This window comes from Mesorhizobium sp. YL-MeA3-2017 (assembly GCF_030814575.1).
GTDB lineage: Bacteria > Pseudomonadota > Alphaproteobacteria > Rhizobiales > Rhizobiaceae > Mesorhizobium > Mesorhizobium terrae.
In genome coordinates, this window is sequence record NZ_JAUSVH010000001.1 from 3193495 (window position 1) to 3216820 (window position 23326).

Below are 23326 nucleotides of genomic sequence, written 5' to 3' on the forward strand. Positions count from 1 at the left end.
CGACGAGCTCCGAGGTTTTCAAGGCACCGAGGCCGGGTCACAACCCGGCCTAAGTACGTTCTGCGGGGTTCTCGCTTCAGCGGCGATACCAGCCCATCCGGGGATGATACCAACCCCAGCCCGGCCGATACCAGCCATAGGGGTAGACGATCACCGGCCGGTTGTAGACGTAAGCGGGACGGTTGGGCACGCAGCGGCCCCATGGGTTGGGATGCCATCCCATCCCGCAACCCCATGCAACACTCTGGACGAGCGGGGCGGGCGCTTGCGGCGCGATCGGCGTTGCGGAAGCCGTACCGGCAACAAACAGCGTTGCGCCGGCGAGCATTGCAGGCAGAAGTCTGGTGGACATGTCGATCTCCATCACATCCACCCCCGGAGCCTGACGATGCGCTTTGCTGCATTAACGCAGCATGAACAGCTTACGTTGGGGAAAGTGAGGCTGTTGCTGTCCGCCGGTCATCAAGCAGCTAGCGGCTGGCGTAGCGCGTGACGGTGCTCAGGAAGAACCCGATGGTGAGGAAGAGCAGCACCAGATGGATCCATGACAGCTGCCCCGAGACGATGTCGATCCCCACCGCGACCAGCAGCAGCACCAGAGCGATGCAGCTTGCGACGAGAGCGATTTCCAAGCGATTGATCTTCATGGACTTCACACCGGCAAGGGCCATATCGGCTGGATAGCACCGACGATATGAAGCTGAAGATGTGACCGCGGCGGAGCAATGGCGGACATCATCACATTTTCGGCATTGCCGCTCGGGCCGGCTGCGCCGGCCGAGCCTGTGGTTTGGCTCGTCATCGAGCCGTGACCGTACCTAGTCGAACTGGATCGCCTGCAAAGCGGCGCCGTTCTTCTTCAGCCAGGCCTTGCAGCGCTCCGTGTCCGGGCAGAGTTCCTCGCACAGCTTCCAGAATTTCGGGCCGTGGTTCATCTCCTTGAGATGCGCCACCTCGTGCGCCACCAGGTAATTGATCACCGGTGCCGGCGCCATCATGATGCGCCATGAAAAGGAAAGGCTGCCGTCGGCCGTGCATGATCCCCACCGGCTCGACGTATCCTTGAAGCGGATGTTCTTGGCCCGACGACCGATTGCGCCGGTGTGCTTGATCACCAGCGCTTCGATGTCGCGCTTGGCCTCGCGCTTCAGGAAGTCGGCGATACGCCGCGGCAGATGCAGCCGGTCGCCATGCACCACCAGCGTAGGGCCGGTCTCGTCCGCGCCCAACACCACCGTGCCGCGTTTGCCGGGCTCGTGCACGATCAGGTGCGGGACGCCGTGCAATGGAATCTTGATGCCGGGCCTGACCTGTGGCCGTTCCGGCACCTTGGACAGCCTCTGTTCCAGCCAACCCTGGTGGCGGTCGAGGAATTTCTCCACCTCGCCACGGCGCAGGCCTGGCGGCACGGTGATGCGCAGGCTCTGCCCGCCGGCATCGATCCTGAGCGTCAGGCGCCGCGCCCGCTCATTCTCGACGATGCGCAAAGGCAGCGTGCGGCCGGCCACATGATGTTCGCGCTCCTCTATCGGAGACGGCGTCGGCTTGGTCAGATTGCGGAAGAAGGCGAAAGACATGGCCGGAAGATAATTGATTCGAGCGCTCGCAGAACAAAAAAGAAACGGCGTCGCTCGGGGCGACGCCGCTTGGTTTTCCAGGCGATGGGCCGGCTCAGTCGTCGAGCAGGTTGGTACCCTTGCCCTTGGCGGGCTTCGTGGTGGTGGTCGGCGTGGTCGGCTTGTTGCGGGCGGCCATGAAGCGGTCGAACTCTTCCTGGTCCTTGGCGCGGCGAAGCTCTCGCGCATAGTCGTCGAACTCGGCCAAAGCCTCATCGAGCTTGCGGCGCTCTTCGGCCAAGCGTTCCAGTTCCTTGTCGCGCCAGTCGTCAAAGGCGACGTTGCCGGTGCGGGCGGAGCTGTGACCCCAGCGATGGGCCTTGTCGGCACCACGGCGGCAGCCGGCGAAGATGCCGTCAGTAGCCTTGTTGACATCGCGTTTGAAGCCGTCGAGCCGGTCGCCCCAGATGATGTAGGCGAGCATGGCGAGGCCCAGCGGCCAGAACACCACGAAGCCCAGAACCATCAGTGCGATGGTTGCCGGCGTCCAGGCCGGGCGGATCAGTGCAGTCGTGTTCATTTCTCCCGTTCCTTCGGTTGGAGGCAGCCGCATCCGGCTGCTGCATTTCGAAATGGGAGTGGCGGGCAGTCCGTTCAAGAATGGGTGGGTGGGAACCGGACAAGTATCTGTAAAGCCTCAAGCCTTTCTGCGTTGCGGCCAAGCCGGCAATGCCGAAACGCGGCTTTTGTTTGGCTTTTAGCCGCGTTTATTATCGAACCGTTCGTCCCGCCGCCGCACGTTTGAGATAGTCGAGCGTGACAACGACGAGCCCGGCCACCAGTCCCCAGAATGCCGCTCCTATCCCGAACAGGGTCAGCCCCGAGGCGGTAACGACGAAGGCCGTGGTGGCGGCCATGCGGTCGTGTTCGTCCTTCAGCGAAATGGTCAGCGCGTTGGTCAGCGGCCCCATCAGCGCAAGTCCGGCCACCAGCACGATTAGGCTTTGCGGCAGCACGGCGAAGATGGCGACCAGCGAAGCCCCGAAAATGGCGAAGACGACATATGCGAGCGCATAGAAAGGTCCGGTTTTCCAGCGTTCCGCCGGGTCGGGATGAACGTCCGGTCCAGTACAGATGGCCGCCGAGATCGCAGCCAGGTTGGAGGTCGAGGCGCCGAATGGCGCCAGGATCACCGAGACCAGACCGGTGAATGAGATCAGCGGGCCGGGTTCCGGATCGTAGCCGGCGGCGCGCAGCACGGCGAGGCCGGAAAGGTTCTGTGAGGCCATGGTGACAAGGTAGAGCGGCAAGGCGAGCCCGATCGCCGCCTGAGCGGTGAAGACGGGCGCAATCAACGTCAAGGTCGATAGTTCCGGCGTCGGCAGGCCGCCGACGCGACCGGTGAGGAAGGCGGCAAGTCCGCCGCCGATCAGCACGGCCAACACCGACAGAGCCGGGTTCCACAGGCGGATCAAGAAGAAAGCGGCGATTAGCGGCAACACCAGCCACGGGTCGACGGGAATGGTCTTGACCGCATTGAGCGCGAAGCTGACCAGAATGCCGGCCAGCATGCCCGAAGCCACCGAAGCGGGGATTTTCGAGATCAGCCGGGTCAGCGGCTTGAACAGGCCGGTCAGCACCAGCAACGCACCGGCGATGAGGAATGCACCGACCGCCTCGCCCATCGAGAAGCCGTTGGAGGCGGCGATCAGCGCTGCGCCCGGCGTCGACCAGGCGCTGATGATGGGCATCTTCGTGCGCCACGACAGCCACAGGCTCTCCACCGCCATGGCAATGCAAAGAGCTGTAACCCAGCTGGCTGTCTGCAATTGCGTGGCGCCAACCGCATTGGCCGCCGCGATGATGATGGCCAGCGTCCCGCCGAAACCGACAATGGCTGCGACGAAAGCCGAAATGGGGATGGAGATACGCATCAGGCGGCTCGTTCGATCAGCGCTTCGACCGCGCGCACCAAAAGGTCCAGGTCCTGCGGCCGCGACAGCCGGTGATCGCCCTCGGGCACCAGCGACAGGGTCACATCGTCGGCGGGCAGTTGGCTGACCAGCTTCAGCGCATGGGCATGGGGAACATCAGGATCGGCCAGCCCCTGGATGATATGGACCGGGCAGTGCGTGTCGATCGGGCCGGTCATGACGAGATTGTAGCGGCCGTCCTCGATCAGCGCGCGCGTGTAGATATAGGGCTGGTCGGAATAGTCCGACGGTTCGGCGAAGAAACCCTTTTCGATCAGGTCGCGGCGCTGCCCGTCGGTCAGTGCCGGTTCGATCAGTTCGGCGGTGAAGTCTGGCGCCGGCGCCAGAAGCACCAATCCGGCAATGCGATCTTCGCCGGCCTTGCGCAGTTCCTGCACCATGCGCAGCGCGATCCACGCCCCCATCGACGAACCGACCAGGATTTGCTTGCCCTCGGTGAAGCGCCTGAACACGGCCAGGCTCTGGCTAAGCCATGTCGAGATGGTGCCGTCGGCGAAATCGCCGCCGGACTCGCCATGGCCGGAATAGTCGTGGCGCAGAAAGGCGTGACCGCTGCCGGAGGCCCAATTGGCCAGCGCCTCCGCCTTCGTGCCCAGCATGTCCGACTTGTAGCCACCGAGCCAAACCACGCCCGGCGCCTTGCCCGACTGATGGCGCACGGCAATGCGTACGCCGTCGACGTCGAGGAATTCGGGAGCGGACGGCTGCATGGCTGGGTTCCTGTGGGCTGCGTTTTTTGGCATGGCTGAAGCGATGCGAAAAGGGCCCGCTTTGTTCTTCGCTTGGATCAGAAAGCAACAGCAGCGCAGAATTGCCTGAACAGGTGATTTGTTGTCGCGCCTATGCTATTGACTCGCGCCGCGCGCTCACCACATTGACGCGCCACAGCAAAACCGGACTGAATTTTTAGAACGCTAACGGCTCGAGGAGACCACGACCATTCGCAGACCTTTCAAAGCAGCGGCGCCGACGAAGGATGGCCCGCGCGCAAATCGGGACATCCGCGTCCCCCGCGTCCAGCTTATCGACGCAGAAGGCAAGAACCGCGGCGACGTTTCCATCAACGAGGCATTGCAGCTGGCTGAGGAGGCTGGGCTGGATCTGGTCGAGATCTCGCCGAACGCTATCCCGCCCGTCACCAAGATCCTCGACCTCGGCAAGTTGAAATACGCCAACCAGAAGAAGGCGGCCGAAGCTCGCAAGAACCAGCGCGTCATCGAGATCAAGGAGATCAAGATGCGCCCCAACATCGACAGCCACGACTACGACGTGAAGATGCGCGCGGTGCGCCGCTTCTTCGAGGAAGGCGACAAGGTCAAGCTGACGCTGCGCTTCCGTGGTCGCGAAATGGCCCATATGGAACTCGGCATGCAGCTTCTCAACAAGGTACGCGAGGAAGTCGCCACCATTGCCAAGGTCGAAGCCGAGCCGAAGCTCGAAGGCCGCCAGATGATGATGGTGCTGGCGCCGCGCTGATGGCGTAGCGGCCAGGTTCAAGTATATTAGCTAATCAGGGCGCTCCGGTCGGCGGAGCGCCTTTTTCCTGCCGTAACTGGGTGGTTTGTCGCCTCGGATCTCGGCACGCAGGGACGATCGGACCCTCACATGGACAATGAAATCCCGGACGCGGAAGCTAGGCGTGCGCTTGGCGTCTATCAGTCCATGCGCCGCCTCGTGCTTGCGGTCGTCATTGTCCTGATGTTCGTCACGCTTTTGTTCGGGCAGGCGACTTTCCCGCCCGCAACCTTCGTGCACGAATTTCTCGAGATGATCGGCGTGCTTCTCATCTTCCTTGGTATCGTCGGCCGGTTATGGGCGACGCTCTACATCGGCGGGCGCAAGTCGGACAGTGTCGTCACCGGCGGCCCCTATTCGATCACCCGCAACCCGCTCTATGTCTTTTCGACCATGGCTGCGGTCGGTGTCGGCGCGCAGATGGGTTCGATCGTCGTCACGGTCGCCTTCGGCGTTGTCTGTGCGGCGGCGTTTCATCTCGTCATCCTGCGTGAGGAGAAATTCCTCAAGAAAGCGCTTGGCGAGCCCTACAAGGCCTATCTGGACCGCGTGCCGCGTTTCATCCCGAACTTCTCGCTCTACCAGGAGGGGGACACCGGTTCGTTCAAGCCGCGCCTGCTGCTCAACACCCTTTTGGATGGATTGGTCTTCCTAGTTGCGTTGCCGTTCTTCGAGGTCATCGATTCCGCGCAGGCCTCGGGAACCGTGCCGGTTCTCTTCCATTTGCCTTGATGTCGCGGCTTGGCGGGGATTGCGCGACCGGCGTCTTTGCAGTATAGGGCCGCGTTCCAGAAAAACCGCCCGGCAGGGCATGCCGTGGCGGTTTCATTTGCTTTCCAGGCTTTGGTCGGCCCGGGAACAACAACAAGAGGTGCTTCAAGCCCTCGCAAAGGAGTAGCAAAATGCCCAAGATGAAGACCAAATCCGCTGCCAAGAAGCGGTTCAAGATCACGGCGACCGGCAAGGTCAAGTCGGCTGCGGCCGGCAAGCGCCATGGCATGATCAAGCGCAGCAACAAGTTCATTCGCGATGCCCGCGGCACGATGGTTCTGGCTGAACCGGATGGCAAGAAGGTCATCAAGAATTTTCTGCCGAACGGCCTCTGAGCCCGGCTGCGCCCCAATTAAGGAGATCATGACATGGCACGCGTAAAAAGAGGCGTCACCGCTCACGCCAAGCACAAGAAGGTCCTGAAAGCCGCCAAGGGTTTCTACGGCCGTCGCAAGAACACCATCCGTATCGCCAAGCAGGCGGTCGAGAAGTCGCTGCAGTACGCCTATCGCGACCGCAAGGCTCGCAAGCGCAATTTCCGCGCTCTCTGGGTGCAGCGTATCAACGCCGCTGTCCGCGAGCACGGCCTGACCTATGGCCGCTTCATCGACGGCCTCAACAAGGCTGGCATCGAGATCGACCGCAAGGTCCTGTCCGACATGGCCATCCACGAGCCGCAGGCTTTCGCCGTACTCGTCGGCAAGGCCAAGGTTGCTCTTGAGTACCTCAAGAACACCACCCCGAATGCTTTTGAAAGCGCTGTTGCTTAACCAGCGCCTTCCCAAGCATCACTGACTTGATTTGGGAAACCCGCGCTGGCACGGCTGGCGCGGGTTTTTCTTTTGTCGCGCTCAAAGCAACAACTATGGCTATCCGGTAGCATGAAATCGCTACCGCCTGGTCCCGATCGAAAGAGTCTCATTGTGAACGCCACCGCTGGAAATCTTGAAGTTCTGGAGAGCGCGCTGCTGGCCGAGATCGCCGCCGCCGACGACGAGCAGGCGATCGAGGCCGTGCGCGTCGCCGCGCTCGGCAAGAAGGGTTCCGTCTCGGAGCTTCTGAAGACGCTGGGCGCCATGACTGCCGAGGAGCGGCAGACGAAGGGTCCGGCGATCAACGGCCTGAAGAACCGGGTCTCCGAGGCGCTCGGCGAGCGCAAGGCCGAGCTGAAGAACGCGGCCGTGGCCGCCCGCCTCGTCGCCGAGACGGTCGACGTTACACTGCCCGTGCGCCAGTCGCCGGCCGAGCGCGGCCGCATCCATCCCATCAGCCAGGTTATCGACGAGATTGCCGCCATCTTCGGCGACATGGGCTTTTCCATCGCCGAAGGTCCGGACATCGAGACCGACCACTATAATTTCACCGCGCTCAATTTCCCGGCCGGCCATCCGGCGCGCGAAATGCACGACACCTTTTTCCTGCAGGCGGCCGAGGGCAACGAGGCCAAGCTCCTGCGCACGCACACTTCCCCGGTGCAGATCCACACCATGGAGGCGCAGAAGCCGCCGATCCGCATCGTCATCCCGGGCAAGACCTACCGTATGGATTCGGACGCCACCCACACGCCGATGTTCCATCAGCTCGAAGGGCTGGTCATTGATCGCACGGCCAATGTCGCCAACATGCGCTGGGTGCTGGAAGAGTTCTGCAAGGCCTTCTTCGAAGTGCCGAGCCTGAAGATGCGCTTCCGCCCATCCTTCTTCCCGTTCACCGAGCCGAGCCTCGAGGTCGACATTCAGTGCGACCGCTCCAGGCCGGGCGAAGTGCGCTTCGGCGAAGGCAACGACTGGATGGAGATCCTCGGCTGCGGCATGGTCCATCCCAATGTGTTGCGCGCCGGCGGGCTCGATCCCGACGAATATCAGGGCTTTGCCTGGGGCATGGGCATCGATCGCATCGCCATGCTGAAATATGGCATGCCGGACCTGCGCGCCTTCTTCGATGCGGATGTGCGCTGGCTGTCGCATTACGGCTTCCGCCCGCTCGACATGCCGACGCTGTTCGGTGGCCTCAGCGCATGATTGCGGTCGCCGATGCTTATGCCAATGCCGTGACCTTCGCCTTCGGCGACAGTCCGGAACTGAAGGACGAGCTGCTGGCGCTGGTGCTGGCGGGCCGCAAGACCGCGACCTGCGGCGCGCTGCGCGACTTCGGCGATCACGAACCGGTGCCTGAGGTCGGGCGCCGCGACGTCGTGCTGGACGGCCAGGGCCGCCGGGCGGCCGTCATCGAGACCGTGTCGGTGGAGTTCAGGCGCTTCGACGAAGTTGACGCCGCCTTCGCAGCGGCCGAGGGCGAAGGCGATCTGTCCTATGATTATTGGCGGCAGGCCCACGAGGCTTATTTCGCCCGCAATGGCGGCTTTTCGCCCGACATGATTTTGGTTTGCGAGCGGTTCCGGCTGGTGGAAACGCTCGACCGCAACGACACGAAACGAGTGAACTCATGAAATTCACCCTCTCCTGGCTCAAGGATCATCTCGAAACCGACGCCACGCTGGCCGACATCGTCGAGCGGCTGACCTCGATCGGCCTCGAGGTCGAGGCGGTCGACGACAAGGCGGGATTGAAGCCCTTTGTCATCGCCAAGGTGCTGACGGCCGCGAAACACCCCGATGCCGACAAGCTGCAGGTACTGACCGTCGACACCGGCGCCGGCGCCCCCGTTCAGGTCGTATGCGGTGCGCCCAATGCGCGTGCCGGCCTGATCGGTGCCTTTGCCGCGCCCGGCACCTATGTGCCCGGCATCGATGTCACCTTGTCGGTCGGCAAGATCCGCGGCGTCGAGAGCCACGGCATGATGTGTTCCGAGCGCGAGCTCGAACTGTCGGACGAGCACAACGGCATCATCGACCTGCCGGCCGATGCGCCGGTCGGCACGTCCTTCGCCGCCTACGCGCATCTCGACGATCCGGTCATCGAGATCAACCTGACGCCGAACCATCCCGAAGCGACTGGCGTCTACGGAATCGCGCGCGATCTGGCCGCCTCCGGCCTGGGCAAGTTGAAAACCGCGCCGGTCGAACCGGTTGCCGGCAAGGGCGAAACTCCCGTCACGGTCAGGATCGAAGCGCCAGAGCTTTGCCCTGGCTTCGCGCTGCGTCTGGTGCGCGGCGTCAAGAACGGCCCGTCGCCAAAATGGCTCCAGCAGCGGCTGATCGCTATCGGTCTGAGGCCGATCAACGCGCTGGTCGATGTCACGAACTACATTACTTTCGACCGCGGTCGGCCGCTCCATGTGTACGACCTGAAGAAAGTCACCGGCGATCTGGTGGTGCGAAGGGCGAGGGACGGCGAGAAAGTATTAGCGCTCAACGAGCGCGAATACACGCTGACGCCGGACATGTGCGTCATTGCCGATGACAAGGGCGCCGATTCCATTGCCGGGGTCATGGGCGGCGAGCATACAGGCAGCGACGAGAGCACCACCGACGTGCTGATCGAATCGGCGCTGTGGGACCCCATCGCCACCGCCCGCACCGGCCGCGAACTCGGCATCATAACCGACGCGCGCTACCGTTTCGAGCGCGGCGTCGACCCTGAATTCATGGTGCCTGGCCTCGATCTCGCGACGAGAATGGTGCTCGATCTTTGCGACGGTGAGCCGGCAGCGACCGAGGTGGTCGGTTATGCGGGACATCAGCCGAAGGTCGTCTCCTTCCCGATCTCCGAGGTGAAGCGCCTGACCGGCATCGACGTGCCGAAGGCCGAAAGCCTCGATATCCTCACCCGTCTCGGCTTTGGCGTGAAGGGTGATGGCGATGTGGTTGACGTCACCGTGCCGTCCTGGCGTCCGGATGTCGACGGCAAGGCCGACCTGGTCGAGGAGGTCATGCGCATCCATGGTGTCGACGAGATCTTGCCGCAGCCGCTTTCCAGCCATGGTGTCGTCAACGGCAAGATATTGACCACGCTGCAGATCCGCACCCGCGCCGCCAAGCGTGCGCTGGCGGTGCGCGGCATGATGGAGGCCGTCACCTGGTCGTTCATCCCGGCCAGGCATGCCGAATTGTTCGGCGGCGGTCAGCCCAGCCTCAAACTGGCGAACCCTATCGCCGCCGACATGTCCGACATGCGGCCCTCGCTGCTGCCGGGTCTTGTAGCGGCAGCGCAGCGCAATGCCGACCGCGGCTTTGGCGACGTGGCGCTGTTCGAAGTCTCCGGCACCTATGAGGGCGACACCGCTGAAACCCAGCGCCGCGTTGCCGCCGGCGTGCGCCGCGGCACGGCGAAGCTTGATGGTTCAGGCCGCCACTGGGCCGGTAACGCTCAGGGCGTCGGCGTGTTCGACGCCAAGGCAGACGCCATCGCGGTGCTGGAAGCCTGCGGTGCACCAGTCGACCGGCTGCAGATCGAGACGGGTGCGCCGTCCTGGTATCATCCGGGTCGCTCCGGCGTCATCAAGCTCGGCCCCAAGGTGGTGCTCGGCCATTTCGGCGAGTTCCATCCAGGCACGTTGGAAGTGCTCGACGCCTCCGGCCCGCTCTGCGGCTTCGAAGTGTTCGTCGACGCCATCCCGGAGCCTAAGGCCAAGCCGACCCGCACCAAGCCGAAGCTGGAGCTTTCTGCCTTCCAGGCGGTAAAGCGCGACTTCGCCTTCGTCGTCGACAAGACGGTCGAGGCCGGCACGCTGACGCGCGCAGCACTGGCCGCCGACAAGAAGCTGATCACCGGCGTGTCCGTCTTCGACGTGTTCGAAGGGGCGGCGCTGGGCGCCGGCAAGAAGTCGATCGCCATCGAGGTCTCGATCCAGCCGGTGGAAAAGACGCTGACCGACGAGGATTTCGAAGCGCTCGCCAAGCGCGTCGTCGAAAACGTCGCCAAGCAGACCGGGGGCGTGCTGCGCACCTAAGCAAGGAGAAAAAGATGCCGGCGATCCGCACCACGCGCCTTCCCGCCGGCATCGATGTTCCAGTGCTGGGGCAAGGCACCTGGCATATGGGCGAGGATAAGCGCCGCCCTGCCGACGAAGTGGCGGCGCTACGGCTCGGCCTCGATCTCGGCCTGAGCCTGATCGACACGGCGGAAATGTATGCTTCGGGCGGTGCCGAAGAGGTGGTGCGCGAAGCGATCGCCGGCCGTCGCGATGAAGTCTTCCTGGTCTCCAAGGTGCTGCCGTCGAATGCCTCGCGCCAGCGCACCATTGCTGCCTGCGAGGCCAGCCTGAAGCGGCTCGGCACCGACCGTATCGATCTTTACCTGCTGCATTGGCGCGGCGGCGTGCCGCTGGCCGAAACGGTCGAGGCTTTCGAGACCCTCCAGGCTGCCGGCAAGATCGGCCATTGGGGCGTCAGCAATTTTGACACCGACGATATGCGCGAACTGGCCGGCGTGCCTAGCGGCGCCGGCGTGCAGACCAACCAGGTGCTCTACAATCTGGAAAGTCGCGGTATCGAGTTCGACCTTTTGTCGGCCTCGCAACGCGCGGGTATCCCAGTGATGGCCTATTCGCCGATCGGCCAGGGTGGGTTCGTGAGCGACGACAGGCTTGCCGCGATCGCAAGACGTCACGGCGTCAGCACCACGCAGGTGGCGCTGGCCTGGGTCCTGCGCCACGAGGGCGTCATCGCCATCCCGAAGGCGGTACGGCCGGAACATATCCGCGCCAATCGTGCCGCAGCCGACTTGCGATTGACCGCCGCCGACCTAGCGGAACTCGACGCCGTCTTCCCGCCGCCGCGCCGCAAGACGCCGCTGGAGATGATCTGAGGTCGAGTGCGTTTCTGGTGCTTGCCGGACAATCGCCGCTCTCGCGAATGGCTGGCTTCTGCCAAGGCGAGATTGTCGCGGCGATTTCTTCGCACGAGCTCTTGCAAACCGCATCGGCGGCTCCCACATCCCGAGCGCGGACCGGGCCCCTCTGACGTTTGCGCTATGCGCGATCGTGATGTCGGACCGCTTAACTGGGCCCGCTTAGCAAGTCACCGGAGCGGGTTGGTGGGAGAAGGACCCGATGATCTCTGGAAAGACCCGTGCCTTTGCACTCTTGGCCACGTTCGTGATGGCCTTCACCCTGGTATCCACTGATTTTGCCGATGCACGGCGCGGCGGCAGTTTTGGCAGCCGCGGCACGCGTACGTTCCAGTCGGCACCGGCCACGCGCACTGCGCCGAACCCGACCGCTCCGGTCGAGCGCAGCATGACGCCCAATACCGGGCCGACCGCGACCACCCGGCAGCCGCAGCCAGGAATGGTCCAGCAACAGCGCCCCGGCCTCTTCGGTGGTCTTGGCGGTTCGTTGATGCGCGGCATTCTGATCGGCGGCCTGTTCGGCGCGCTGCTGGGTTATGGTTTCGGCGGCATGGCCGGCGCGCTTGGCTTCATCGTGCAGCTTCTGCTGGTCGGCCTCTTGGTGATGCTGGCTCTGCGCTTCTTCCGTTCGCGTGCCGCGCCGGCAACGGCCGCGGGACCAGCCATCGGCGGCTCCGACCCGCGCGACGCGTTCGGACGCACCGCAAATCGCGACGCGCATGACGAGGCTCCGGCGGGCAACGGCCGGGCTGGCTCGTTCAGCATTCCAGGTTTTGGAACGCAGCCCGCAGCGCAGCCGCAGGACATCGAGCTGACCAAGGACGACCTCGACGTGTTCGAGCGCATGCTGGGTGAAGTCCAGACCGCCTTCGCAAAGGAGGACCATGCAGGATTGCGCCGGCTGACCACGCCGGAGATGGTCTCCTACTTCTCGGAGGAACTGGCCGAGAATGCCCAGCACGGGCAGCGCAACGATGTTACCGACGTGCATCTGGTTCAGGCCGACGTCGCCGAAGCTTGGCGCGAGGATGGTCAGGATTACGCCACGGCCGCCTTCCGTTATGAGTCCATCGACGTGATGCGTGATCGGACGACCGGCAAGGTGGTGAAGGGCGACGAGAAGCCAACCGAAACGACGGAGCTGTGGACCTTCACCCGCCCGCGCAACGGCGACTGGAAATTGTCCGCGATCCAGGAAGCATCCGCCTAGACCCCAATCCCGATAGTCCCTGCGGCCCGCGAAATCTCGCGGGCCGCAGCCTTTTCGATAGGGTAGCGCGTTGCCCGAAGCATCGAATCGCCGTCATGTCGGGCGCATGAACCATCTGCGTCATTCCGGCCTGCCCTTTGCCGAGCAGGTGGCCGCGCTGGACTTGATCTTGCGGGCCGATCCGATCGTGTGGGAAGCGCTTGAACGCGCACGCGATCTCGACCTGCCGGACGGGATGATCGTCTCCGGCGCCATCTACAATACGGTGTGGAACAGCTTGACCGGCCGGCCGGCCGGCTATGGCATCAAGGACATCGACCTCTTCTATTGCGATGGCTCCGATCTTTCCTATGACGCCGAGGATGTCATCATCCGCCGTGCGACTCGGCACTTCGCGGGCTTGCCGCTTCCGGTCGAGGTCCGCAATCAGGCCCGCGTGCATCTTTGGTATCCGGATCGTTTCGGCCGGACCTGCCCTGCTTATCGTTCGAGCGCTGAACCCCTCGACCATTTTGCGTCGCGAACACACTCGGTCGGCGTGCGGCTGACCTCGACCGCCACGCTCGCGGTAACGGCGCCCTTCGGTCTCGACGATATCTTTTCCTTCCGCATTGTGCCGAACCGCGTCACGGACAATCGCGAAACCCATGAGGCGAAGGGCAGGCGCGCCGTGGCATTGTGGCCCGAGCTCAGTGTCATGCCCTGGTGACGTCTTTGCACCCGGCATGAGAAAAAGGGCGCCGAAGCGCCCCTCTCATTTCCAAATTTCAGTTCTGCCTAGCCGTTGACCAGCGCGAAGCCCGCTTCCGTATAACGCTTGCCAATCACCTTGTCGGGCGACAGCGCATTGCCGATCTCGGCGACTTCGGTCTCGCTAAGCGCGATGCCCGCCGCAGCGGTATTCTGTTCCAGGTGACCGATTTTGCGCGCACCGGGGATCGGCACGATGAAGTCATCCTGGTGCAGCACCCATGCGAGTGCCAGCTGCGCGGCGGTGACGCCCTTTTCCGCCGCGAAACGCTCCAGCGTCGCCACCACCTTCGCGTTGGCATCCATGGCCTCCGGCTGGAAGCGCGGCAAGGTCAGGCGCCAGTCGTCATTGCCCAGTTCATCCGGCTTGCGGATCGCGCCGGTCAGCAGGCCGCGCCCGAGCGGGCTGTAGGGTACGAAGCCGATGCCGAGTTCGCGGCAGACATCGAGGACACCCTGCTCCGGATCGCGGCTCCACAGCGAATACTCGCTTTGCACGGCGGCGATCGGGTGCACGGCGTGCGCGCGCCGCAAGGTGGCGGCGCTCACTTCCGAAAGACCGAGCGCTCGCACCTTGCCTTCCTTCACCAGTTCCGCCATCGCGCCGACCGTGTCTTCGATCGGTACGTTGGGATCGACACGATGCTGGTAATAAAGGTCGATCACGTCGGTATCCAGCCGGCGCAGCGAAGCCTCGGCCACCGCCTTGGCATGTTCGGGACGGCTGTCAACGCCGGCGATGCGTTCGGCGCCCTTGCCGGTCTCGGAGATCTTGAAGCCGAACTTCGTGGCGATCTTCACCCTGTCGCGGACCGGCTTCAGCGCCTTGCCGAGCAGGATTTCATTTTCGTAGGGACCGTAGACCTCCGCCGTGTCGAAGAAGTCGACGCCGATGTCGACGGCACGGTGCAGTGTCGCGATGGCATCGGCTTCTTCCTGCCCGCCATAGGCAAAGCTCATGCCCATGCAGCCGAGGCCGACGGGAAAGACAGTCAATTCAGTTCCGAGTTTGCGCTTTTGCATCGCGGTTCTCCTTGTTGCGATGCGATGGAAATAGCGCCTTGCTAGGTGTTCGATAACGAGTGCATAATCGCACGATCTATTCTAAAGTTTAGAACAATGGATCGAACGCATTTCGCCCAGCTGGCCGTTCTGGCCGCCGTTGCCGACAAGGGCAGCTTTCGTGGCGCCGCCAGGGATCTGGCCATCGCGCCGTCAGCGGTGAGCCATGCGGTTTCCAGCCTGGAGGCCCGTCTCGGCGTGCGGCTGCTCGCGCGCAGCACACGCTCGGTCGCGCCTACCGAGGAAGGAGCCCGGTTGCTAGAGCGCCTGCGGCCGGCCCTTTCCGAAATCGATCTGGCGCTGGAGGCGGCCGTCGAGGTACGCGACCGGCCGGCCGGCAATTTGAGACTGACCGTGCCTCGAACCGCCTTGAAGCTGGTGCTGTCTCCCAAGCTTGCCGCCTTTACGCTGGCCTATCCCGATATCGTTCTCGACATTGCCATCGAGGACCGTTTCACCGACGTGGTCGAGGGTGGCTTCGATGCCGGCGTGCGTCTTGGCGAAAGCCTGCAGCAGGACATGGTCGCCGTGCGTATCGGTCCGCAAATCCGCAGTGCGGTCGTTGGCGCACCTTCCTATTTCGCGACGATGCCCAAACCGCGACACCCTCGCGACCTTTTGGAGCATCGTTGCATCCGCTTCCGGTTTTCCAGCGGCGTGCTCTATCGCTGGGAATTCGCCAGAGGCGGCGAGGAGATCGAACTGCCTGTGCAAGGGCCGTTGATCCTCGGTATCGACGATTCGATTGTCCAGGCGGCCGTCGACGGCGCCGGCCTTGCCTTCGTCTTCGAGGACTATGTCGAGGACACACTGGCATCCGGCGCGCTCGTGCGCGTCCTGGAAGACTGGTGCCCACCCTTCGACGGTTTCTACGTCTACTATCCAAGCCGCCGTCAGATGCGTCCGGCGCTCCGCGCTTTCGTCGACTTTTTTCGCTGGCGGGAGTAGCCTGCCTGGTGGAAGAACGGCGATGCGACGGTCGTTTGCAAGCCATGACGTCCTTAATCCGAAACACACCGACCCGTTACGGCTGGATCACGATCCTGCTGCACTGGACCGTTGGCGTGCTGTTCATCGCTCAGTTGGCGCTTGGGATCGTCATGACGAAATTGTCGAGCCAGCGTACCGCCTTCGAACTGATCCAGTTGCACAAATCGCTCGGGTTCCTGCTCCTCGGCGTTGTGGTGTTGCGGCTGGGTTGGCGGCTGACGAGTATGATGCCTGAACTGCCCGCCGGCACGGGGCGGCTCGAACGGCTAGTGGCACCGATCGCTCACTTCGCGCTTTACGCGCTGCAACTCGCCTTGCCCCTCACTGGCTGGGCGCTGGTCTCGGTCTCGGTGCTGGAAATTCCCAGCATGCCCTTCGGTCTGTTCGTCATGCCAAACCTGCCGTTCGGCTCCTCTGAGGCCGCCGAGAATTTCTGGACGGCGACGCATGCCTATCTCGCTTACGTCGGCATGGCGCTGATTGGGGTGCATGTCCTGGCCGCGCTGCATCACCATTTCTGGCGGCGGGATAGTGTTCTGGTCCGCATGATTTCGCCTTCACGCCGGTGTGATGGCCGCAAGTCGGAATAGGCGCCGGCGACGAGGCGTTGACATGTCGAATGCCGCCGGCCTGCTGGTCGGGCGGCCATGGAGGAAACTCTCATGCGAACCCGCAGTCTGGCTATCGCGGCGATCGCCACGGCTGCGGTCGCCATATCCGCCGCCCATGCTGCCATATCGCTCGGTGAAGCCGCCGGCCGCTACACCATCAGCCAGGCCGGTTCGAACATCCGCTTTTCGATCGGCAAGGCCGGCGGCGGCAGCCTCGCCGGCGCTTTCGCCCACTTTTCCGGTAACATCAGGATCGACCGTGGCGATGCCGGCCACTCGGAAGTCGATATCACCATCTTCCCGGCCAGCGTCACCACTGGCGAGCAGCGCATCGATGCTTTCCTGCGTTCTGACGCCGTCTTCGACGCGGCCAATTCACCGGAAATCCGCTTCCGTTCGGATAGCGTAAGGCGGACCGGCGACACCTCCGCATTGATCACCGGCAGCTTGACGGCGCGGGGTCGGACAATGCCGGAAAAGTTCGTTGCCGAACTCAAATCATCGGGCGCCGGCGGTATCCAGTTCCATGTCACCGGCAAAGTGCTGCGCTCGCGCTATGGTATGGATGTCGGCACGCCGCTCTATTCCAACGTCGTCGATTTCGACATGATGCTTGCCGGCCGGCGCGGTTAGATTCTGCTCCTGGCCTGTTGCGACCCACCCCAACGGCACTGGCTTTTCGCTGCGTTTCGGGCAAATCTCGCCACCGTCGAATCTTGTAAGGCGAGGCCCGATGTTCCGGTGGGGAGTGTTGTCGACGGCGAAGATCGGGCGCGAGCAGGTGCTGCCGGCCATTGCCGATTCCGAAAATGGCGTGCTGACGGCAGTTGCCAGCCGCGACGTCGCCAAGGCGAGGGCCCTGGCTGACCGGTTCGGCGCGCCGCATGCCTTCGGCTCTTATGACGAGTTGCTGGCTTCGCCGCATATCGACGGCGTCTACATTCCGTTGCCGACCTCGCAGCATGTCGAATGGACCGCCAAGACGATCAAGGCCAAGAAGCATGTCCTGGTGGAAAAGCCCTTGGCCCTCGATGCAAAAGACATCCTGCCGCTGATCCAATTGCGCAACCAGCACAATGTGCTGGTGTGCGAGGCGTTCATGGTGATCTACCACCCGCAGTGGATCAAGGTGCGCGATCTGATCGCCAACGGTGCGATCGGCCGCTTGCGCCATGTCCAGGGCGCGTTCACCTATTTCAACGTCGACCCGACCAACATGCGCAACCAGCTTGCGCTGGGTGGCGGCGGCCTGCTGGATATCGGCGTCTACCCGACGGTGGCGACACGGTTCACGACCGACAAGGAACCGCTGCGCGTCCAGGCCAGCATCGAGCGCGACAAGGCGTTCGGCACGGACGTCTATTCCTCGGTACGCGCCGATTTCGGCGACTTCGAACTGTCCTTCTACGTCTCGACGCAGATGGCCGGGCGCCAGTCGATGGTGTTCCACGGCGACGCGGGTTTCATCGAAGTGGCCGCGCCTTTCAATGCTGGCGCTTACGATCATCATCGTATCGAGCTGCACAACCACAACCATACCGAGGCCCAGATATTCCGCTTTCCGGGCACGCAGCAGTATCGGCTCGAAGCGGAGGCTTTCGCGCGCGCGGCGCGCGGCGGCAAGGATCGCGTGTTCACGCTGGAAGAATCCGTGTCGAACCAGAAGGTCATCGACGCAATCTTCCGCGCTGGCGACAAAGACGGCTGGGAGACGGTCTGACGACGACACGCGACGGCCGGCCGGGATGGAGAACGGGCTGGGCGTAGGCGCTGGATGGGAGGGGAACGATGGCCTACGACGCAGATGTCATCATCGTCGGTGCCGGCCTTGCCGGGCTGGTTGCCGCTGCCGAACTCGCTGAGGCGGGCAAGAAGGTCATCATCGTCGACCAGGAGCCGCGGCAATCGCTCGGTGGGCAGGCCTTCTGGTCGTTTGGTGGCCTGTTCCTGGTCGATTCGCCCGAACAGCGGCGCATGCGCATCCGCGATTCCCACGATCTCGCACTCGAGGACTGGCTGGGGACGGCCGCCTTCGATCGTCCCGAGGATCATTGGCCGCGCGAATGGGCCAAGGCCTATGTCGGCTTCGCCGCCGGCGAGAAACGCGCCTGGCTTTCCGAACGCGGCATCAAGTTCTTTCCCGTCGTCGGCTGGGCCGAGCGCGGCGGCGGCAATGCGGTGGGGCACGGCAATTCGGTGCCGCGCTTCCACGTCACCTGGGGCACGGGCCCGGGCGTGCTGGAACCTTTCGTCCTGAGGGTGCGCGAGGCCGAGAAGCAGGGGCTGATTACCTTCAAATTCCGTCATCGCGTCAGCGAGCTGACGAAAAGCGGCACGGCGATCGATGGCGTACGCGGCGAGGTTCTGGAGGAAAGCAGCGTCGAGCGCGGTCATAAGAGCGCGCGCACTGTCGCCGGCGATTTCGCCTTCAAGGCGCAAGCCGTCATCGTGGCTTCCGGCGGCATCGGCGGCAATCACGATCTGGTCCGTAGGAATTGGCCGGAGCGGCTCGGCAAGGCGCCGAAACGCATGATCACCGGCGTGCCCGACTATGTCGACGGGCGCATGCTGGCAATCACCGAAAGCGCCGGCGGCTCGATCATCAACCGCGACCGCATGTGGCACTATGTCGAAGGTATCAGGAACTGGGCGCCGATCTGGACCGATCACGCCATCCGCATCCTGCCCGGCCCGTCGTCGATCTGGCTGGACGCGCGCGGCAAGCGGCTGCCGGTGCCGCTCTATCCCGGTTTCGATACGCTGGGCACGCTCGCCCATATCATGAAGACCGGCTTCGACTATTCATGGTTCATCCTGACCGAGAAGATCATCCGCAAGGAGTTCGCGCTTTCAGGCTCCGAGCAGAACCCCGATCTGACCAACAAGAGCTGGCGCCAGGTGATCGGGCGCGCCACCTCCGGCATTCCGGGGCCGGTAAAAGCCTTCCTCGACAAGGGCGAGGACTTCATTGTCGAGCGCGAATTGCCGGCATTGGTTGCGCGCATGAACGGGCTGGCCGGCGGCGAACCCTTGCTTGATATCGGCCAGGTGGAGCGCGAAATCCGGGCGCGCGACATGCAGCTCGACAATCCGTTCTCCAAGGACATGCAGGTGATGGCACTGCGCGGCGCGCGCAATTATCTCGGCGACAAGCTGATCCGTACCGCCAAGCCGCACAAGATACTCGATCCCGCCAACGGACCGCTGATCGCGGTGCGGCTGAACATCCTCACCCGCAAGACATTGGGCGGCTTGCAGACCGATCTCGACAGCCGTGTGCTGGGTGCGGACGGCCAACCGGTCGAGGGCCTTTATGCCGTTGGCGAGGTGGCCGGTTTCGGCGGCGGCGGTGTGCATGGCTATGCCGCGCTCGAAGGCACCTTCCTCGGCGGCTGCATCTTCTCGGGCCGCGGCGCCGGCCGCGCTACCGCCAAGGGCGTGCGTTGACAAATCACCGTCGCGACGGGGCTGGCCAGGTGGTCAGATACGATCGATATCGCGCCTGAGCACGATCAGCGAAGTCAGGTCCTCGACGCTCTGGTGCGAGGCGATCAGATCGCGCAGCGTGTTCAGCCGGTCGATGGACGGCACTTCCACCTCGACGACGAGGTCGACCTGGCCGGAGATGGAGGATACGCGCCTGACCTCGGGATGACGCGCCAGTTGGTCGAGCATACCGATGGACGGTGTGCGCACCAGCGTCACCATCAGGAAGGCGAAAACCTGGTTTTGCTCCAGTTGCCCGATATCGGCGCGATAGCCGCGGATGACACCGCTTTTTTCAAGCAGCGCCACGCGTTCGCTGGTGGCGCTGCGCGAGAGCCCGATCCTTGCAGCCAGCGTCTTGAGCGGAATGCGCGCCTCCTTCGAGAGGATCGCGAGGATGTCCCGGTCCTTGGCGTCGAGTTCCTTCATGGCCGATTTCCATGCGCCGTTAATGTGCCGGTCGAAGCAGGCATAGTGCCGGTCCAACCGACGTTTTGCCAGATGCCCGGTTTTTCGGCGCGTGCCAAGCTCCATCAAGATCAAATCCGGACCTGCGATGACCAACATTACCCACCCGGCACCCAATTTCTCCCTGGTCGAGGCGAGGGCGCTCGCGGCGAGTCATTTCGGTGTGACCGGTTCGGTTGGTAACCTCGACAGCGAGCGCGACCAGAACTTCAGGCTGGCCTCCGAAGAGGGCGACTGGATCCTGAAGGTCGTCAACGCCAGCGAACCGCGCAGCGAAAGCGAGTTCCAGACCGCGCTGCTCGATCATCTTGCGCGTACCGGCGCCAATCTCGCTGTCCCGACGCTCAGGAAGACGCTGGACAACACCACGCTGGCTTTTGCCGCGGATAGCAATGGCGCAAAGCACGCGTTGCGGCTGGTTTCGTGGCTGCCTGGCAAGCCGCTGGCCGAAGCGGAACGCACGCCTGAAACTCTCGACAGCCTTGGCCGCGCGCTCGGCCGGCTCGATCGTGCCTTGCAGGGCTTCATTCACCCGGGCGCGTTGCGCAGCTTCGACTGGGACATCCGCCGTGCCGGTGCCTCGCGCCGTCGCCTGGAGCATGTGCTCGATGCGAATGACCGCGCGCTGCTCGAGCGTTTCCTCGACCGCTTCGACGCCGAAGTTGCACCGCGCCTGCCGGCATTGCGCGCGCAGGTCATCCACAACGACGCCAACGACTGGAACGTGCTGGTCGATGCCGACGATCAGGCCCACGTCGTCGGCCTCATCGATTTCGGCGATGCCCTGCATGCGCCGCTGATCGCGGAAGTCGCGGTTGCCTGCGCCTATGCCATTCTCGATACCGAGGACCCGATCGGCGCCGCGGCCAAACTCGCTGCCGGCTTCCACGCCGAATATCCGCTGCGCGAGGAAGAGGTGGACCTCCTCTTCGACCTGATCGCGATGCGGCTGGTTACCAGCGTCACATTGTCGGCGCTGCGCCGGCAGCAGACCGGCGACAATCCCTATCTGGCGATCAGCGAGGCGCCGGCCTGGCGCATGCTGCGCCGGCTCGATGCGATGAACCCGCGTTTCGCAACGGCGATCCTGCGCCACGCCTGCGGCTTCGATGCGGCACCCGGCGCTCGCTCGCTCGCTGCCTGGATTTCCACCAACCGCAAGCAACTTGTCCCGATCCTCGATCGCCATCCGGCGACGCTGGTCAAGGCGCTGGTTCCTTATGGCGACCCGCAGCACCCGATGACGGTCGCCTCGGCGGCCGAGCAGCCGGCGAAAGCTAGTGCCTGGTGGGATGCTTATAGCGCCGAAAACAACATCGAGCTCGGGATTGGTCCGTGGGGCGAGGCGCGCACGGTCTATGCCAGCGACATGTTCCGCTCGCGTTTCATCGAAGGCGTGCGTCGCATCCATCATCTCGGCCTCGACCTGTTCATGCCGGCCGGAACCAGGGTCCGCACGCCGCTCGCCGCCACGGTGAATAGCGTCGAGATCGAAGAAGACCGGCTGGGTTACGGCTGCCTGGTGGCGCTGGAACATCGGCCGGAAGGCTGTCCGCCCTTCGTGACGCTGTGGGGGCATCTCGCGCATGAGGCGATGTCGCGGCTGAAGCCGGGTCAGCGCCTGGAAGCCGGCGCTATCGTCGGCGAGATGGGCGTTGCCGCCGAGAACGGCGGCTGGGCGCCGCATCTGCATTTCCAGATATCGGCGGACCCGCAGCTTGCCGCGCGTGACATTCTGGGCGTCGGCGAGGCGCGCTATCTCGAGGTTTGGCGCGAGCTCTTCCCTGATGCCGCCGAACTCGCCGGTATCCCGCCGGAGACATTCGTGCAGACCGGCCGCACTCGCCCCGAGATCGTGGCTGCGCGCAAGACCGCGCTGTTGCCGAACCTGTCGATCTCCTACTCGCAACCGATCAAGTTTGTGCGCGGCGAGGGTCCTTGGCTGATCGACGACCGTGGTCGCGCCTATCTCGACTATCTCGACTGCTTCAACAATGTCTGTCATCTCGGCCACGCCCATCCCGACGTGGTTGAGGCGATTGCCCGGCAGGCGGCGAAGCTCAACACCAACACGCGCTATCTGCACGATGCGATCGTCACCTACGCGGAACGCCTCACAGCGACGCTGCCCGAGGGGCTTTCGGTGGCGTCCTTCGCCTGCTCCGGCAGCGAGGCCAACAGCCTGATGCTGCGCATGGCGCGCACCCATACCGGCCGCTCCGACGCCATCGTGCTCGACTGGGCTTATCATGGCACGACGCAGGAGCTGATCGACCTCAGCCCGTACAAATACAAGCGCAAGGGCGGAAAGGGTCGGCCGGCGCATGTCTTCGAAGCGGTCATTCCCGACAGCTATCGCGCGCCGGGCGACTGGCCGGCCGAAGAACACGCCAGACGCTTCGCCGAAAGCATCGCCGAGCAGATCGCGGCAATGGCCAGCCAGGGTCGCGCCCCGGCACTGTTCATGGCGGAATCGATCCCCAGCGTCGCTGGTCAGGTATTCCTGCCGGAAGGTTACCTGAAGGAAGTCTACGCCTTGGTCCGCGCCGCCGGCGGCGTCTGCGTGGCCGACGAGGTGCAGGTCGGTTTCGGCCGTGTCGGCACGCATTGGTGGGCGTTCGAGACGCAAGGGGTGGTGCCCGACATCGTCACCATGGGCAAGCCGATCGGCAACGGCCATCCGATGGCGGCTCTGGTCACCACCAAGGAGATCGCCACCTCCTTCAACAACGGCATGGAGTATTTCAACACCTTCGGCGGCAACCCGGTGTCCTGCGCAGCAGGGCTGGCGGTGTTGGACGTGATCGAGCGAGACGGTCTGCGCCAGAACGCGGCCGAGGTCGGCACCTATCTCATGGACCGTTTCCGTGAATTGCAGGCGCGCTACGACATCATCGGCGACGTTCGCGGCATGGGCCTTTTCCTCGGCATCGAGCTGGTCGAGGACCGCAAGACCAAGGCTCCAGCAACCGCACTCGCCCGCCGCATCAATGACGGTGTCCGGGCGCGCGGCGTGCTGATCGGCACGGAGGGGCCACACGACAATGTGCTCAAGATGCGTCCTCCGATGATCTTCAGCCGTGCCAATGCCGATCATCTGGTGAGCGCTCTGGACGAGACCTTCGCAGCGGTGCTGGCCGAACGTTAGCCGGTTCGCGACGAC

The 23326-nt window shown here is 63.8% G+C and carries 24 protein-coding genes; 16 read left to right on the forward strand and 8 right to left on the reverse strand.

The window, feature by feature from the left end:
- Positions 1 to 76: 76 nt before the first annotated feature.
- The 6 genes from QFZ88_RS15340 to QFZ88_RS15365 form a co-directional block, all read right to left on the reverse strand.
- Positions 77 to 352 (reverse strand): GCG_CRPN prefix-to-repeats domain-containing protein, encoded by a 276-nt coding sequence (locus tag QFZ88_RS15340; RefSeq protein WP_081766879.1) that lies wholly within the window; start codon positions 350 to 352, stop codon positions 77 to 79.
- A 118-nt stretch (positions 353 to 470) separates the two neighbouring features.
- Positions 471 to 647, reverse strand: coding sequence for a hypothetical protein (locus QFZ88_RS15345; RefSeq protein WP_161773087.1), 177 nt, complete (start codon positions 645 to 647; stop codon positions 471 to 473).
- 171 nt (positions 648 to 818) lie between these two features.
- Positions 819 to 1577, reverse strand: coding sequence for a M48 family metallopeptidase (locus QFZ88_RS15350; protein ID WP_024924245.1), 759 nt, complete (start codon positions 1575 to 1577; stop codon positions 819 to 821).
- Positions 1578 to 1671: 94 nt separating this feature from the next.
- On the reverse strand, positions 1672 to 2136 hold the full coding sequence (locus tag QFZ88_RS15355; RefSeq protein ID WP_024924244.1) for a DUF2852 domain-containing protein: 465 nt from the start codon (positions 2134 to 2136) through the stop codon (positions 1672 to 1674).
- Positions 2137 to 2326: 190 nt separating this feature from the next.
- A complete protein-coding gene (locus tag QFZ88_RS15360) occupies positions 2327 to 3490 on the reverse strand; it encodes a benzoate/H(+) symporter BenE family transporter (protein ID WP_024924243.1) in 1164 nt (387 codons plus the stop codon).
- Entirely contained in the window at positions 3490 to 4260 is a 771-nt protein-coding gene (locus QFZ88_RS15365; protein WP_024924242.1) for an alpha/beta hydrolase, read from the reverse strand. The genes QFZ88_RS15360 and QFZ88_RS15365 overlap by 1 nt, the downstream gene beginning before the upstream one ends.
- Positions 4261 to 4489: 229 nt before the next feature.
- On the opposite strand from QFZ88_RS15365, the gene infC reads away from it, so the two are divergent.
- The 10 genes from infC (at position 4490) to QFZ88_RS15415 (ending at position 13505) form a co-directional block, all read left to right on the forward strand.
- Positions 4490 to 5026 (forward strand): translation initiation factor IF-3, encoded by a 537-nt coding sequence (gene infC, locus QFZ88_RS15370; RefSeq protein ID WP_081766874.1) that lies wholly within the window; start codon positions 4490 to 4492, stop codon positions 5024 to 5026.
- Between the two features lie 129 nt (positions 5027 to 5155).
- Positions 5156 to 5797 carry a methyltransferase family protein gene (locus QFZ88_RS15375; protein WP_024924240.1) on the forward strand — a complete coding sequence of 214 codons (642 nt, stop codon included), beginning with the start codon at positions 5156 to 5158 and terminating at the stop codon, positions 5795 to 5797.
- 170 nt (positions 5798 to 5967) lie between these two features.
- Positions 5968 to 6171: a 50S ribosomal protein L35 gene (gene rpmI / locus QFZ88_RS15380; RefSeq protein ID WP_024924239.1), complete on the forward strand. Its 204-nt coding sequence runs from the start codon at positions 5968 to 5970 to the stop codon at positions 6169 to 6171.
- 33 nt (positions 6172 to 6204) lie between these two features.
- Positions 6205 to 6606: a 50S ribosomal protein L20 gene (gene rplT, locus QFZ88_RS15385; RefSeq protein WP_024924238.1), complete on the forward strand. Its 402-nt coding sequence runs from the start codon at positions 6205 to 6207 to the stop codon at positions 6604 to 6606.
- Between the two features lie 111 nt (positions 6607 to 6717).
- A complete protein-coding gene (gene pheS, locus QFZ88_RS15390; protein WP_081766873.1) occupies positions 6718 to 7857 on the forward strand; it encodes a phenylalanine--tRNA ligase subunit alpha in 1140 nt (379 codons plus the stop codon).
- The gene (locus tag QFZ88_RS15395; protein ID WP_024924236.1) at positions 7854 to 8285 is read left to right on the forward strand and encodes an ASCH domain-containing protein; all 432 of its coding nucleotides are present in this window, start codon (positions 7854 to 7856) and stop codon (positions 8283 to 8285) included. Before pheS ends, QFZ88_RS15395 begins: the two co-directional genes overlap by 4 nt.
- Positions 8282 to 10687 (forward strand): phenylalanine--tRNA ligase subunit beta, encoded by a 2406-nt coding sequence (gene pheT, locus QFZ88_RS15400; protein ID WP_024924235.1) that lies wholly within the window; start codon positions 8282 to 8284, stop codon positions 10685 to 10687. The genes QFZ88_RS15395 and pheT overlap by 4 nt, the downstream gene beginning before the upstream one ends.
- Before the next feature lie 14 nt (positions 10688 to 10701).
- On the forward strand, positions 10702 to 11544 hold the full coding sequence (locus QFZ88_RS15405) for an aldo/keto reductase (protein ID WP_024924234.1): 843 nt from the start codon (positions 10702 to 10704) through the stop codon (positions 11542 to 11544).
- A 244-nt stretch (positions 11545 to 11788) separates the two neighbouring features.
- On the forward strand, positions 11789 to 12796 hold the full coding sequence (locus QFZ88_RS15410) for a Tim44 domain-containing protein (protein WP_024924233.1): 1008 nt from the start codon (positions 11789 to 11791) through the stop codon (positions 12794 to 12796).
- Between the two features lie 106 nt (positions 12797 to 12902).
- Positions 12903 to 13505: a nucleotidyltransferase family protein gene (locus QFZ88_RS15415; protein ID WP_024924232.1), complete on the forward strand. Its 603-nt coding sequence runs from the start codon at positions 12903 to 12905 to the stop codon at positions 13503 to 13505.
- A gap of 68 nt (positions 13506 to 13573) precedes the next feature.
- On the opposite strand, the gene QFZ88_RS15420 is transcribed toward QFZ88_RS15415, so the two are convergent.
- Complete coding sequence (locus QFZ88_RS15420) at positions 13574 to 14569, reverse strand: aldo/keto reductase (protein WP_024924231.1); 996 nt, start codon at positions 14567 to 14569, stop codon at positions 13574 to 13576.
- 96 nt (positions 14570 to 14665) lie between these two features.
- Here QFZ88_RS15420 and QFZ88_RS15425 point away from each other — a divergent pair, with 96 nt between their 5' ends.
- The 5 genes from QFZ88_RS15425 (at position 14666) to QFZ88_RS15445 (ending at position 19656) form a co-directional block, all read left to right on the forward strand.
- Entirely contained in the window at positions 14666 to 15556 is an 891-nt protein-coding gene (locus tag QFZ88_RS15425) for a LysR family transcriptional regulator (RefSeq protein ID WP_024924230.1), read from the forward strand.
- A gap of 44 nt (positions 15557 to 15600) precedes the next feature.
- The gene (locus QFZ88_RS15430) at positions 15601 to 16188 is read left to right on the forward strand and encodes a cytochrome b (RefSeq protein WP_024924229.1); all 588 of its coding nucleotides are present in this window, start codon (positions 15601 to 15603) and stop codon (positions 16186 to 16188) included.
- A gap of 72 nt (positions 16189 to 16260) precedes the next feature.
- Entirely contained in the window at positions 16261 to 16842 is a 582-nt protein-coding gene (locus QFZ88_RS15435) for a YceI family protein (protein WP_024924228.1), read from the forward strand.
- Between the two features lie 100 nt (positions 16843 to 16942).
- Positions 16943 to 17929 (forward strand): Gfo/Idh/MocA family protein, encoded by a 987-nt coding sequence (locus tag QFZ88_RS15440; protein WP_024924227.1) that lies wholly within the window; start codon positions 16943 to 16945, stop codon positions 17927 to 17929.
- A 68-nt stretch (positions 17930 to 17997) separates the two neighbouring features.
- Complete coding sequence (locus QFZ88_RS15445; RefSeq protein ID WP_024924226.1) at positions 17998 to 19656, forward strand: FAD-binding dehydrogenase; 1659 nt, start codon at positions 17998 to 18000, stop codon at positions 19654 to 19656.
- 33 nt (positions 19657 to 19689) lie between these two features.
- On the opposite strand, the gene QFZ88_RS15450 is transcribed toward QFZ88_RS15445, so the two are convergent.
- A complete protein-coding gene (locus tag QFZ88_RS15450; protein WP_024924225.1) occupies positions 19690 to 20124 on the reverse strand; it encodes an Lrp/AsnC family transcriptional regulator in 435 nt (144 codons plus the stop codon).
- A gap of 127 nt (positions 20125 to 20251) precedes the next feature.
- On the opposite strand from QFZ88_RS15450, the gene QFZ88_RS15455 reads away from it, so the two are divergent.
- Positions 20252 to 23311: an aminotransferase class III-fold pyridoxal phosphate-dependent enzyme gene (locus QFZ88_RS15455; RefSeq protein ID WP_307418188.1), complete on the forward strand. Its 3060-nt coding sequence runs from the start codon at positions 20252 to 20254 to the stop codon at positions 23309 to 23311.
- Positions 23312 to 23326 lie beyond the last annotated feature (15 nt).